The 12,066-nt window shown below is 67.7% G+C and carries 10 protein-coding genes and 2 pseudogenes; 6 read left to right on the top strand and 6 right to left on the bottom strand.

Annotated features, from left to right (window positions below):
- Positions 1–307 precede the first annotated feature (307 nt).
- Positions 308–1,228 (top strand): aminoglycoside phosphotransferase family protein, encoded by a 921-nt coding sequence (locus ACTRO_RS16610; RefSeq protein WP_034264022.1) that lies wholly within the window; start codon positions 308–310, stop codon positions 1,226–1,228.
- A gap of 97 nt (positions 1,229–1,325) precedes the next feature.
- Here the strand turns inward: ACTRO_RS16610 and ACTRO_RS16605 are convergent, their stop codons facing one another.
- From ACTRO_RS16605 to ACTRO_RS16585, 5 genes are all read right to left on the bottom strand, one after another.
- On the bottom strand, positions 1,326–2,180 hold the full coding sequence (locus ACTRO_RS16605; RefSeq protein ID WP_034264020.1) for an ABC transporter permease: 855 nt from the start codon (positions 2,178–2,180) through the stop codon (positions 1,326–1,328).
- A complete protein-coding gene (locus ACTRO_RS16600) occupies positions 2,177–3,139 on the bottom strand; it encodes an ABC transporter ATP-binding protein (protein WP_169739910.1) in 963 nt (320 codons plus the stop codon). The genes ACTRO_RS16605 and ACTRO_RS16600 overlap by 4 nt, the downstream gene beginning before the upstream one ends.
- Positions 3,136–4,029, bottom strand: coding sequence for a DUF4097 family beta strand repeat-containing protein (locus ACTRO_RS16595; protein WP_034264019.1), 894 nt, complete (start codon positions 4,027–4,029; stop codon positions 3,136–3,138). Before ACTRO_RS16595 ends, ACTRO_RS16600 begins: the two co-directional genes overlap by 4 nt.
- A gap of 55 nt (positions 4,030–4,084) precedes the next feature.
- Complete coding sequence (locus tag ACTRO_RS16590) at positions 4,085–4,621, bottom strand: DUF1778 domain-containing protein (protein ID WP_034264018.1); 537 nt, start codon at positions 4,619–4,621, stop codon at positions 4,085–4,087.
- Between the two features lie 292 nt (positions 4,622–4,913).
- On the bottom strand, positions 4,914–6,458 hold the full coding sequence (locus tag ACTRO_RS16585) for an FAD-dependent oxidoreductase (RefSeq protein WP_084317087.1): 1,545 nt from the start codon (positions 6,456–6,458) through the stop codon (positions 4,914–4,916).
- Positions 6,459–6,827: 369 nt separating this feature from the next.
- On the opposite strand from ACTRO_RS16585, the gene ACTRO_RS16580 reads away from it, so the two are divergent.
- From ACTRO_RS16580 to ACTRO_RS50990, 3 genes and pseudogenes are all read left to right on the top strand, one after another.
- Entirely contained in the window at positions 6,828–7,334 is a 507-nt protein-coding gene (locus ACTRO_RS16580; protein WP_034264014.1) for a hypothetical protein, read from the top strand.
- Positions 7,335–8,349: 1,015 nt separating this feature from the next.
- A pseudogene (locus ACTRO_RS50995) lies at positions 8,350–8,569 on the top strand (hypothetical protein); the annotation flags it as partial.
- A 119-nt stretch (positions 8,570–8,688) separates the two neighbouring features.
- Positions 8,689–9,108, top strand: a complete 420-nt coding sequence (locus tag ACTRO_RS50990) for an NUDIX domain-containing protein (RefSeq protein WP_034264011.1) — start codon at positions 8,689–8,691, stop codon at positions 9,106–9,108.
- 40 nt (positions 9,109–9,148) lie between these two features.
- Here ACTRO_RS50990 and ACTRO_RS16565 read toward each other — a convergent pair.
- Positions 9,149–9,352 (bottom strand): annotated as a pseudogene (locus tag ACTRO_RS16565) (IS110 family transposase); the annotation flags it as partial.
- A gap of 869 nt (positions 9,353–10,221) precedes the next feature.
- Here ACTRO_RS16565 and ACTRO_RS16560 point away from each other — a divergent pair.
- On the top strand, positions 10,222–11,166 hold the full coding sequence (locus tag ACTRO_RS16560; protein WP_084316316.1) for a carbohydrate ABC transporter permease: 945 nt from the start codon (positions 10,222–10,224) through the stop codon (positions 11,164–11,166).
- Between the two features lie 13 nt (positions 11,167–11,179).
- Positions 11,180–12,016, top strand: coding sequence for a carbohydrate ABC transporter permease (locus tag ACTRO_RS16555; RefSeq protein WP_051450944.1), 837 nt, complete (start codon positions 11,180–11,182; stop codon positions 12,014–12,016).
- The last annotated feature ends 50 nt before the right edge of the window (positions 12,017–12,066 follow it).

Raw genomic sequence — 12,066 nt, 5'->3', positions numbered from 1 at the left:
GTCGACGGCGGGCGCTCGGGCTCGGATGGCTGGCTCACAGCTGGTGTGAGGGCATATCGAACGCCAGCGGTTCCGAGGGCCACCCGCCGGGACCGATGGAGGCTTCCACCTCGGAGAGGTCAACGTCTGAAGTCAGCGGAAACTCAGCGAATCGCACGGCAACGGCGGACAAGGGACGACACCACGCGACAGCGGGCGAGCAGCAGGCCAGCACGGACGCGACCGGCCGGCACCAGATGACAGTGCTCTACGGCTCTCTCAAGGCAGTGGCGTGTCCCAGAAGTCGGCGCGCTCATAGGGTGCTTGCGTGATCGAGGTTCCGGAGGTGTTTGTACGAAGCACGATCGAACGTGAGGGGGAGCGTGGTGAGCGGTGGTTGGCCGCGCTGCCGGAGATCGTCGCGACGCTGTTCGAGCGGTGGGGGTGCCGGGCCGATGGGCCGGTCATGCATGGCGAGATCGGCGTGATCGTTCCAGTGCTGCGTGATCAAGGTCCTGCTGTCATCAAGGTCTCGTTCCCTCATCCCGGCAATGTCTGCGAGCCGGACGCGTTCGCGGCCTGGAAGGGGCAGGGGGCTGTGCTGCTTTACGAGCGCGAGGATGAATGCTTCGCGATGCTGCTTGAGCGAGCGGGCTCACGGACGCTTGCGGAACTGGGCGACAACGACGAGGTCGTGGGGATCGCCGGGCGGGTCAACAGGCGGCTGGCCATCCCGGCGACTGCCGGCCTGCCGCGGCTGCGCGATCACGTGGGGCAGTGGGAGGAGTCCCTACGCCGAGATGCCGCGGACTTCGCGCACGCGCTGTCGAGGCGCGTTGTTCAGGCGGCGGTCGCGACGCTTCGTGAGCTTGGGACTGATCAGCCCGAGGTTGTGATCCATGGTGATTTGCACGCGCGCAACATCCTCAGCGCAGAGCGCGAGCCGTGGCTGGCGGTAGATCCGAAAGGGCTCGTGGGAGATCCGGCGTACGACGGCGGCACCTTTCTGAAGACACACGTGTTCGCCCTGCTTGAGGAAGATGAGCTCGACGGGGCTGTTGCGCGCTGCCTGGAGATGTTTGCCGAAGCCGCGGAACTCGATGGTGAGCGCGTCCGTCGCTGGGCTCAGTTCCGTGCGGTCGAATCGGCATTCTGGCGGCGTCGGCACCGATTCGCCCGTGCAGGTCGCAGCGCAGAGCCGGATCGGCTCACGGACCTCGCTGACCATCTTGCGCGAGTGCTCGTCTAGAGCCAGGGACGGCAACCGACATCACCACCCTGGCAAAACAGGGCTCTCAGACATCAGTCTGAGAGCCCTGGGATTCGCCTCCTGTGATCTGAAAACCTCAGCTCGGACGCGGTTCGCGCTCGTAGAGCCGCCGGGACCAGACGTAGGAGAGCACTGCGGTTCCCGCGCACCACGCGATCGTGATGCTCAGGTTGTCGCCGATCCTCGTGCCGGTCAGCAGGCCGCGCAGGGTCTCGTTGACCGGGGTGAAGGGTTCGTACTCGGCGAACCAGCGCATTCCGGTCGGCAGCGAGGCGGTGGGGACGAAGCCGCTGCCGAGGAACGGCAACAGGATCAGGAACATCGGCGAGTTGCTCGCGGTCTCCACGCTCTTGGCCGACAGGCCCAGGCCGACGCACAGCCAGGTGACGGCGAAGGTGAGCAGCAGCACCACGCCGAACGCGGCGAACCACTCGGCCACGTGCGCGTGCGGCCGGAATCCGACGCCGATCGCGGCGGCCGTGACCACCACGACGCCGATCATCGTCTGGATCGTCGCGCCCACCACGTGCCCGGTGAGCACGGAGGACCGGGCCACCGCCATGGTGCGGAATCGGGCGATGACGCCCTCGGTCATGTCCTGGGCGACGGCGATCGCCGTTCCCTGCGCCGCCGCGGCCACGGCCATCAGGATGATCGCCGGGGAGACGTAGTCCGCGTAAGCGGACCGGCCGCCGTGCAGGCCGGCCGGCATGCCGGGGCCCAGGCCCGATCCGAGCGTCCCGCCGAAGACGTAGACGAACAGGAGCAGGAACACCAGCGGCATCAGGGTGATCATGAGGGTCAGCGACGGATAGCGCTGCATGTGCCGCAGGTTGCGGCGCAGCATGACCCTCGTGTGGACGAAGGCGTGCGAGCGGGTCTTGCCGGCAGCGGCGTCGAGACCGGTGTCCGGCAACGTCATGGCGCTCATGTGTCGGTTCCCTTCTTACCCGTGAGGGCGAAGAAGACGTCGTCGAGGTCGGGGGTGTGCACACTCAGCGACTCGACGTCGACCTGCGCGTCGTCCAGCCGGCGCAGCAGCGCCCGCAGGGTGCTGACACTTCCGTCTCCGGGCAGTTGCAGGGTGAGGCCGTCGTCGTCGCGGGAGGTGGGGTCGAGCGTCGCCGCGGCGGCGTCGAGGCGCGCTCTGTCCGCGAAGGAGAGCTCGATGTGGCCGCCGGGGATGCGCGCCTTGAGCTCGGCGGGCGTGCCCTCGGCGACGATCCGGCCGCCGTCGAGCACCGCGACCCGGTGTGCGAGCTGGTCGGCCTCGTCCAGATACTGGGTCGTGAGCAGGATGGTCGTCCCCTCCGCGACCAGCCCGCGGATGATCTCCCACATGGTGCGCCGGCTGCGCGGGTCCAGGCCCGTGGTCGGCTCGTCCAGGAAGATCACCCTGGGCTTGCCGACCAGGGTCATGGCCAGGTCGAGTTTGCGCTTCATGCCGCCGGAATAGGTCGACGCGGGCTTGTCGGCGGCCTGCGCCAGCTCGAACCGCTCCAGCAGGTCCGCGGCCCGGCGGCGCCCGACGTCCCGCGGCAGCAGGTGCAGGTCCGCCATCAGCAGCAGGTTCTCCCGGCCGGTGAGGTAGCCGTCGACGGCGGAGAACTGGCCGGTGACGCCGATCGTGCGGCGGACCGCCTGCGCGTCGGTCGCAGGGTCGCGCCCCGCGATCCGGATCTCGCCGGCGTCGGGCTTGAGGTAGGTGGTCAACAGGTGCACGGCGGTCGTCTTGCCGGCCCCGTTCGGGCCGAGCAGGGCCAGGATCGTGCCGGACCGCACGCTCAGGTCGATGCCGTCGAGCACGGTCTTCTCGCCGAAGGACTTGCGCAGGCCGCGGGCCGAGATGGCGAGGGTCGTGCCGGTGCCCGGCGATATCGCGGCGGTCACGCCTGGTCCTCCAGCCGGGGCGCGCGGCGGACGGTGACGTCGCCGAGCTTGGTGCCGGCGTGCACCTCGACCTTGTCCACCGGGTCGCCGGTCTCCGGCGCGTCGGTGGAGGTCAGCTCGTTGTAGACCCGGCCGACCTCGGTGTCCAGCTCCAGCCAGGCGGCGCTGCCCTCGCGGACGCCGACCTCGACGCTGCCGTTCTTCGAGGTGGCGTTGACCTTGCCGCGTACGACCTCGCCGATCTGCACCTCGCCGTTGGCGCTGGTGGCGGTGATGTCGGACAGCGCCCGTTCGACGAACACCGAGCCGTTGGCGGCCTTGACGTTCGCCGGGCCGGTGACGACGCCGACGCGCACCTTCCCGTTGCTGTTGGAGATCTCCGCGGTGCCGTCCACGGCGCCGATCCGGATGTCGCCGGAACCGGTGTGCACCGCGGCGGATCCGCTGATCCCCTCGACGACGATCGTGCCGACGCCGTAGCGCAGCTCCAGCGGGCCGGTCTCGGCGAACCGGAGCGAGCCGAGGCCGGTCTTGAGCGTGACGGTGCCCAGCACGCCGTCGGCCTGGAAGTCGCCGAGATCGGCCTCGCCGCGCACGTCGGAGTCGGTCGGCAGCTGGATCAGTACGTTGATCGATTCGGGCCGCTTGCTGCTGAAGTTCATGAACCTGCTCCGGGGCTTCTTCGAGACCACGCTCACGGTGCGGGTGGCCTCGTCATACTCGACGCGGGTGTTCTCGGCGGCCTTGACGTCGGCGCCCTTGTTCGGGTCGCTCGGCTCGACCTCGACGATCGTCTCGACGCGGTCGGAGACGGCGAAGCGGACGTCGGCGACGTACAGGTCGAGGGCGACGGTGACGGCGGACGGGGTACTGAAGGTGGAGCGGGTCATCGCGGAATCCTTTGCCGGGTAGTCAGATCGGGGTGGTGGGCGGCGGGCCGGGGGATCAGCGGGCCCAGCCGGTGTAGTGCGCGCCGACGACGCGGTCGGTCTGCTGCCCGACGGGCCGGGCGCCGAGCCGGCCCTCGCCGGCCAGGCCCGCGGCCGCCGCCCGGACGATCCAGGCGTTGACCGAGAGGCCGCCGGCCGCGGCCGCGTTCTCGATCAGGGCCTTGAGATTGGCGGGCAGCCGCAGGTTGATCCGGACCATGGCCGCCTCGTCGCCCTCGCCGAGCGGCAGCCGCACGTCGACCGGCCCCCGGCCGGCGGCGGCGTCCTCGGCGGCCGGGGGCGCGGCGGGCGCGGGCGGCGTCACGACGAACCCGGCCGTTCCGCCGCGCAGCCGGACGTCGACCGAGCCGGGCGCGAGTTCGGCGGAGATCTCGTCGGCGGCGTCGGAGAGCGCCTCCAGCAGGGTGAGCCGCACCGCGGCGTCGAGCGGCGCGAGCAGCCGGTCGGCCAGCGATCGGGCCTCCTCGCCGCCGACCTCGGCCGCGGTGGCCAGTTCCCGCCGCAGGTTTTCGACGTACTGGGTGAGTTCCATGGCTCCACTGTGGCACCATTTTGGCACCACTGCAACCCACTATGGCTCCCAATGGCACCCGAGCGGCAGTCGGATGGTGCCACGAGGCTCGTGAAGTGGTGCCATGTGGCGGCTCATCGCAGCGACGCCGGAGCCTGCTGGCAGCTGCTGAGACCGACTGATGGCAGCCGCGCGGTGGCGGCCTTGGCCGTCACCGCACGGCCTTCCACACCCATGGCGCCCCGCCGGTCCAGCGGCTGCGCTGAACGGGCGGGGCGCCGAGCGTGGTTCGGGGTCCGGGCTGCACCGGGGTCTATGCGGACATGACCCTGGAGTGCAGGGCGGTGACGGCCTTGCGGGCGGAGGTGATCGCGCCGTGCTGCCAGGCGTCCAGATAGGAGAGCCAGTCGCCGGCGTAGAGAACTCGCCCGGTGGGGTTGTTGAGGGGCTGGAGGATCGCGGCGTCGGGGGTGTAGCCGGGCAGGTTGTGCCAGGCGCCCTCGAGGTGGGGGATGAAGCGCCAGGACTGGGAGAAGGACGAGGCGAGCTCGGTCTGATACTTGGGGCCGTAGATGCGCGCGCCGAGTTCGGTGGCGCGGGCTTCGCGCTGGGCGGGCGTCATACGGCCGTAAGCATCGGCGTCGGACCCGTAGTTGTAGTAGCCGATCATCACGCCGCGCTCGCCGTGGAATCCGTGAGAGGGGTGCCAGATGTGGGTGAGGTCCAGGTCGGTCTCGGTGATGCCGCCGTAGATGCGGTGGTCGGTCTCCCACCAGCGGCTCTTGTATTCGAGGCCGATCTTGCTGGCCGAGGCGGGGGTGATGGCGGTCAGTGCGCTCTGCACGGCGGAGCCGAGGTTGTGCGGCAGTTCGGCCAGCAGGTGCGGGGGCATCGCCGCGATGCAGTAGTCCGCCTCGATCGCCTTGGCGTGGCCGGATGCGTCGGTGTAGGTGACGGTCACGCCGTCCGTTCGCTGCTCGACGTTCGTGGCCTGGCAGCCGAGCCGCACCTTCTGCGCGCCGACGGCCTTGGTCAGAGCCCTGGGTATCTGGTCCATGCCGCCGACCGGCTGGAACATCAGCATCGCCTGGTCGAATTCGAACTCGAAGGAGAAGTACTGCCCGACGCCGGAGGCGAAGACGTCCGAGAGGCTGGGCACCGGTCCGAGCACCGTGCCGGGAGAACCGGCTGCTCCGGGGTACGGGTTGTATCCACGGTTGGGTCCTCCCGTGTAGGCGTAGCCATGGGACGCTCCGGAGAGCTGGCCCCAGTCCTCGAGGAACGAGATCAGGTGCTCTTTGTCGGTGGCGGTCAGTTCCGAGTCCAGTGCGCCCTGGTCGCTCGCCTTCGCGAGCAGCTCGCCTACATAGCCGTAGACGTCGGATTTGGCGGTGCGGTAGCGCACCGGGTGCCCGGGCGTCATGCCGCTGGACTCGTTGTAGATGTACGCGTCGGCGTTGACGTTGGTGAAAACCTCGATGGGGACGCCGAGTTCGCGGCAGTAGTCGAGCGTCACCATCCACTGTGCGAGCCGGGCCGGGCCGCAGTTCATGTACTGGGCCTCGCTGAAGCCGCAGACCTGCCTGTTGCCGAACAGGTCGGTCTGCTCGGTGCCGTTGCGGGCGGTGAAGTTGCGTCCGCCGGTGCGGTCGCGCGGCTCGAGGATCGTGCACTGATAGCCGGCCTTGCCCAGTTCGTACGCGGAGACCAGGCCCGCGATCCCGCCGCCGAGGATCACGACTTTCGCCGCGCCGCGGCCGGTGAGGTGGAAGTCCGAGACGCTCGGCGGAGTGAACGCCGCCGCGGTGGCGGCCTGCGCGGTGGGCGCGAGGCCGAGTGCCCCCATGGCGGCGAACATGGTGCCCGCGCCGCCGCTGATGCCCACCGCGCGGAGCAGGTTCCGCCGGGACATGCCGGTGCTCTGAGTTTGCGTCACTCGATCGTCTCCTTCGCACTGCCTTGTGAATATGCGTCAGCTGACGCTTCGTAAGCTGTGTAGGTGGGAGACTGGTCTTACTATGTTGCGGCGACAGAGTCCGTCTGTAACAAGTAGATATCGTCACGAGGCATAACCTGAGCACCAGGGGACCCGGTCTACCGGGGGACGGCTGCCCACAACCAAGAGCGGCACCCACGAGCCCGCCACACCGGCACCGTGAAAACACCCGTCAGGATGGCGCATCTTCACTGACAGGGGTTGTCAGTGGACTTCCTCCATCATGGTTTCATGACGACGACGCATCACGGCAACGACGACGGCCGACACGACTTCGACTTCCTCGTCGGCGAGTGGCACGTCCACCACCGCAAGCTCGCCCGCATGGCCGATCCCGAGTGTGACGAGTGGGTCGAGTTCGACGGCATCCAATGGATGCGCCAGGTCGTCGGCGGCCTCGGCAACGTCGACAACCTGCGGATCGAGCGGATGCCGGACGGATCCAGCTTCGAGGGCATGTCGCTGCGACTGTTCGACCCGCAGACGGGCCTGTGGAGTATCCGATGGGCCTCGACCGCCGCGCCCGGGCACCTCGACCCGCCCGTCACCGGACGCTGGGAGGGTGAGCACGGCAGGTTCCACGGCACCGACACCGTGGCCGGCAAGCCGATCCTCATCCAGTTCGACTGGACCGTGACCGATGAGGACACCGCGCAGTGGGACCAGGCTTTCTCCTTCGACGACGGCGGCACCTGGGTGCACAACTGGCGGATGTCATTCAGCAGGATGAGCCACTGAAGGTGTCGTGCTCTTCGTGGTCGACGACTCGCCTACCGAAGACCTCGTTCGTACGTATACTGCGACACGTGGCCATGGCCAGGCTGTGAACGAGCACCATCAACCCTCCTTTGAAGACACGGCCTGGGGGACTGCGGATGTCTGAGCCTCGTGTCGACTGGGGGCTCCTTGTCGCGGCGCGACTGACACGCGTCGGGTTCGGGAAGAAGCCGGTGCCGTGTTGGACGTCGTGATCGCAGTGGGCGCGGGGTCATAAACTTCGCTGCCCACCTGGCCTTGATCGTGCGTCGTCGCGCGGAGCAGCTGGTCGCGACGGGCGTTTATCCCCGGAGATGGTCGACGCTTGTTCTGCCACTCACGGTCGGCGTCCTGTGCGCAGCGTTCGTGGCATAGGCACGGCTGTTGAACTGAGCGCATCGTCCGACTGGTCGAGCGGGCCCCGTGGTCCAGCGCCACAAACACAACAAACACGCCGACGCCTCGACCGCGACGTGCCCGTTGCGTGCCCGTCGGGAGGTAGCCGAACGATGAACCACGGGGACTCACGGGAGATCGACTCTCCGTCGAGCCTCTGACCAGCACGCAGGCCAGTGCGGCTGCGCGTACTCTGATTCCCAAGCTGACAGCATTACGCCGGGTCAGTCGTCCGAAGCTGCAATTTCTGGCTCGATGCTGCCTGCGGACCCCGCGGAAGTCATCCGGCGCCTTGCCAATTCGATGTGGCTCGGACGAGTGCTCAGCCGAAGCTGACGACCGCAGCAGCCCGCGCCGAGGACCGTGATCACCGAGCCGATCGCCGGCCAATCCTCTGGGTTGACGTAGCCGTCGGCAAGCTCGATACGGTCGACTACTCCGATCTCGCCAGACGGAATCTGGACTCTGAGGCCGTGCCGTCTCTTCCCCACAGGAGCCCTTCCCATGACCTCTGCAGCCGAATCCGTCACGAGCGTCGAGCCGATGGAGGCACCAGCGATCTGCGTGGACCGGTTTCCAGCCACTCGTCCCGCCCTCTGCCCTGCGCGCTGAACTACCGCTCGGCCCCCAGCGTGCGGCTCTGGTGCGCGAGAGCCGGCAAGCCGTTCGCCAGATCCTGGATGGGACGCACGACGTGCACCGGGCGCTGCGCCTGGCGCGCCGGATCCTGCCCGACGTGCTGGACGCCGGTCTGCCGACAGGCTGCGAGTTCCTGGAACCGACCAGCCCCCAATACATCGCCGACACCGTGTCCTGGGGGGTGCCCCTATGGGCTTCGTCAAGTCGGAGGGGCTGTCATCCGGGGTGTGCACGGGTGTTGCCGTGGAGCGTGTTTGCGCGGTCGGGTGCGCTGTCGCCGGTCAGTTGGCATGATCGGCCCATGGCGGACAGAAAGCGCGCAGCGGCAGTGATCATCCGGGACGGGCGGCTTCTGATGGTTCGCGAGCGGGGAACCGGCCCGCTCGGGCTCCATGATGGGCAGGAGTACTGGACGGTGCCCGGGGGCGGAATCGAGGCCGGTGAAACTCCGGAGCACGCCGTGATGCGGGAGGTCGTTGAAGAGGTCGGGCTGGAGCCGCTGACCGCGCGCTTCCTCTACGATGTGCCCTTCCCGTCCGGCTGGACTGCTTGCTTCCGGGTGTGGGTGGCCCCTGGTGAACCCCGACTCGGCGTTGACAAGGATTTGAGATGTGGCTGCCCCCGCATGGTCGGGCTGAGCTGGATACCGCTACCGCGATCCTCCTCTGCCCCGGAGTCGTTCATGGTGCCCACACTGCTGATGGCGACTCCCATGACATGAGCGGTGCTACTGCGACGAAAGTTGCCTGTCGTCGCGCTGGTCAGGTGGTGATCGCGCGGGGTGTGTAGAACGCACCGTCGCGGAGCATGGCGTACAGGACGTTGATGCGTCGTCGGGCGAGGCGGAGTATCGCCTGGGTGTGGGTTTTGCCGTTGGCGCGTTCTCGGCCGTGGTACGTGCGTGAGTCGGGGTCGGACAGTGCGGCGAAAGCGGAGAGGAACATGGCGCGTTTGAGCTGCATGGTCCAGGTCCGCGATGAACTCTGCGACGCGAACGGCGCGGCGGGGTCAGTGGCGACCATTTCCCACGCGGCTTCGCCCGCGGTGGAGTCGGCGGTGGGCATCGACACCTCAGCGTGATCGAGGACGGTGGGCCGGGGGCGGCGCGACGGCGATGCGTTCAGCGCGCTCGTGGTCGATGCGGGCCAGTTCCCTCGCGATCTGGACTCACCGCCGAGCTGGGTCACTGGGTGAGACCGCCTGCTCCTTGAACTCCGGCGAGTAGCACCTACGAGCCCTGCGAGCCGTCTCGTTATCGTGGCCTGAACATCCATACTATGCCTGACTCATGTCGAAGAACTTCGGGGCACCCAACCGGGCAGCCCTGGAGCCGGAGCCAGACAGCCGTCGCAGGAGGCGAAGGGAGCTCGCTCGCGGTCAATCGGTCCTGAGCGCCTCGTGGATGAGCGGTGGCGCGCAGGGCGCTCCGGCTCCATGCCCATTGCGCCGCGAATGCGACCAAGAAGGACTTCTCCCTGCGGTTCCCGAGCTCCAGGGCCTGGCGAGTCTTGACAAGCCGATCCTGTTATCGGTAACTATTCCTTCAACGTCGACACGGCGTCAGCGAAGACCGCCGCCGCAGGCGCGATTTCGATCCTCGCGGTTGCGCACGTCTTTACAAACCAGCAGGTGAACGGGCATCACCGCTCGCCCTCTGGCCGCGCTGCCGCTGGGCTGGCGCATCGTGATCAATTGCGAGTCCCGTCCTCAACGATGCTGTCTGGGAGCAAGAATTGTGAGCGCTGACATAGCCAGAACGGCGGCAGAGCCTCCGCCGGGCCTCCGCGGAGCGGGCGTCCCGGTGCCCGTGCGGGCCGTGAGCCCGGATGCTGACATGGCGAAGTCGCTTGTCGCGTCAGCGCCGAAGCGGGGCGGGGGCCGACGCGCCGACAGCCGCCGCCGCAACCACTCCCGCACCACGTTCGAGGCCTACCTCCTGATCGCGCCGAGCCTGTTCGGGTTCCTGGCCTTCCTGGTCGCGCCGGTCGTGATCGTGTTCGTGCTCAGCCTGTTCAGCTGGAACCTGATCACCTCGCCGCAGTTCGTCGGCTTGGCCAACTACCGGCAGATGTTCGGCGACTCGCAGACCTGGCACGCGCTGCTCAACACGGTCTACTACGTGGTGCTGAACATCCCGCTGCAGACGGTCTTGGCGTTGCTGCTGGCGCTCGCGCTGAACCGGAAGATGCGCGGTTCGAAGTTCTTCCGCGTCATCTTCGTCCTGCCGTGGATGGCGATGCCGGTGGCTCTGGGCGTGATCTGGAACTGGTTCTTCGATCCGCGCTCGGGGATCATCGACCACGTCATCTCCATGTTCGGGTTCACCGGTCCGAACTGGCTGACCTCGTCGACGTGGGCGATGCCCGTCATCGCGTCGGTGAACGTGTGGCAGTACACCGGCTACACGATGCTGTTCCTGCTCGCGGGCCTGCAGGCGATTCCGCAGACCGTGTACGAGGCAGCGGCACTGGACGGGGTCAACGCGGTGCAGCGCTTCTTCCGGATCACCCTGCCGCTGCTGCGGCCCGCGATGTTCTTCGTGTTGGTGACCAACGTGATCGGCTCGTTCCAGCAGTTCGACACAGTGTTCGTGATGACGCAGGGCGGCCCGGGTCAGTCCACGACGACCATGAACTACTACATCTACCAGCAGGCCTTCCAGCTCTTCCACGCCGGTTACGCCGCGACTCTCTCCATCCTCCTGTTCGCGGTGATCTTGCTGGTGACGTTCGCCCAGTTCCGCTACTTCCGCAAGCGCACCATCTACGACTTCAGCTGAGGAGGACGAAACGATGGCAACCAAGCCGATCCGCGGGCGCATCAGCTCGACCACGATCTACCTGCTGCTGAGTGTGGGCGGACTGATCTCGATCGCGCCCTATCTGATGACCCTCAACGCAGCGTTCAAGCCGCAGTCCACGCTGCTCTCGACCCAGGCCTGGACCCCCGCCACCCCGGCGACCTGGTCCAACTTCACCCAGTTGTGGCACCAGTACGACATGTCCGGGTTCATCGTGCACGCCACGATCGTGGCCGGCGCGATCACCATCGGACAGCTGGTGTTCACGACGATGGCCGCGTACGCGTTCGCCCGGCTGGACTTCCCCGGGCGCGAGCCGCTGTTCTGGGCGTTCATCGCCATGATGATGGTGCCGCAGATCGTGACTCTGATCCCGTTGTTCCTGATCATGAGCCACCTGAACCTGATCGACACCTACCGGGCGCTGATCCTGCCCTACGTCTTCGGCACGCCCTACGGGATCTTCCTGGTGCGGCAGTTCTTCCAGACCATCCCGGCGGATCTGGAGGCCGCGGCCCGCATCGACGGCGCGGGCACGTGGGGCATCTTGCGGCGGATCATGCTCCCGCTCAGCAAGCCGATCCTGGCCACCCTGGCCACGATCACCTTCGTCAACACCTGGAACAGCCTGCTCTGGCCGCTGATGGCGACCAGCAGCGAGCGGGACGAGGTCGTCACCGTCGGCATCGCCGCGCTGCAGGGCCAGTTCGCCTCGGAACTGCACATCCTGCTGCCGGCTGCGGCCGTCGCGCTGCTCCCGCTGGTCGCCATCTTCCTGGTGTTCCAGCGGCACATCGTCCGGTCGATCGCACTGACCGGTCTGAAATAGCACACCGCGCACCACAACATCCTCATCCGAGTACAGCCACAGAGAAGTGG

It is taken from the genome of Actinospica robiniae DSM 44927, from assembly GCF_000504285.1.
Lineage (GTDB): Bacteria > Actinomycetota > Actinomycetes > Streptomycetales > Catenulisporaceae > Actinospica > Actinospica robiniae.
The sequence above is the reverse complement of the archived record's forward strand: the minus strand, read 5'-3'. Positions and strand labels throughout refer to the sequence as shown.

What these genes read in the sequence shown, in the direction of transcription:
- ACTRO_RS16580 (WP_034264014.1), top strand. Translation starts at nt 6,828, where the DNA reads ATGACGACGACGCATCACGGCAACGACGACGGCCGACACGACTTCGAC.
- ACTRO_RS50990 (WP_034264011.1), top strand. Translation starts at nt 8,689, where the DNA reads ATGGCGGACAGAAAGCGCGCAGCGGCAGTGATCATCCGGGACGGGCGG.
- ACTRO_RS16560 (WP_084316316.1), top strand. Translation starts at nt 10,222, where the DNA reads ATGGCGAAGTCGCTTGTCGCGTCAGCGCCGAAGCGGGGCGGGGGCCGA.
- ACTRO_RS16585 (WP_084317087.1), bottom strand. Translation starts at nt 6,458, where the DNA reads ATGTTCGCCGCCATGGGGGCACTCGGCCTCGCGCCCACCGCGCAGGCC.
- ACTRO_RS16590 (WP_034264018.1), bottom strand. Translation starts at nt 4,621, where the DNA reads ATGGAACTCACCCAGTACGTCGAAAACCTGCGGCGGGAACTGGCCACC.
- ACTRO_RS16605 (WP_034264020.1), bottom strand. Translation starts at nt 2,180, where the DNA reads ATGAGCGCCATGACGTTGCCGGACACCGGTCTCGACGCCGCTGCCGGC.
- ACTRO_RS16595 (WP_034264019.1), bottom strand. Translation starts at nt 4,029, where the DNA reads ATGACCCGCTCCACCTTCAGTACCCCGTCCGCCGTCACCGTCGCCCTC.
- ACTRO_RS16555 (WP_051450944.1), top strand. Translation starts at nt 11,180, where the DNA reads ATGGCAACCAAGCCGATCCGCGGGCGCATCAGCTCGACCACGATCTAC.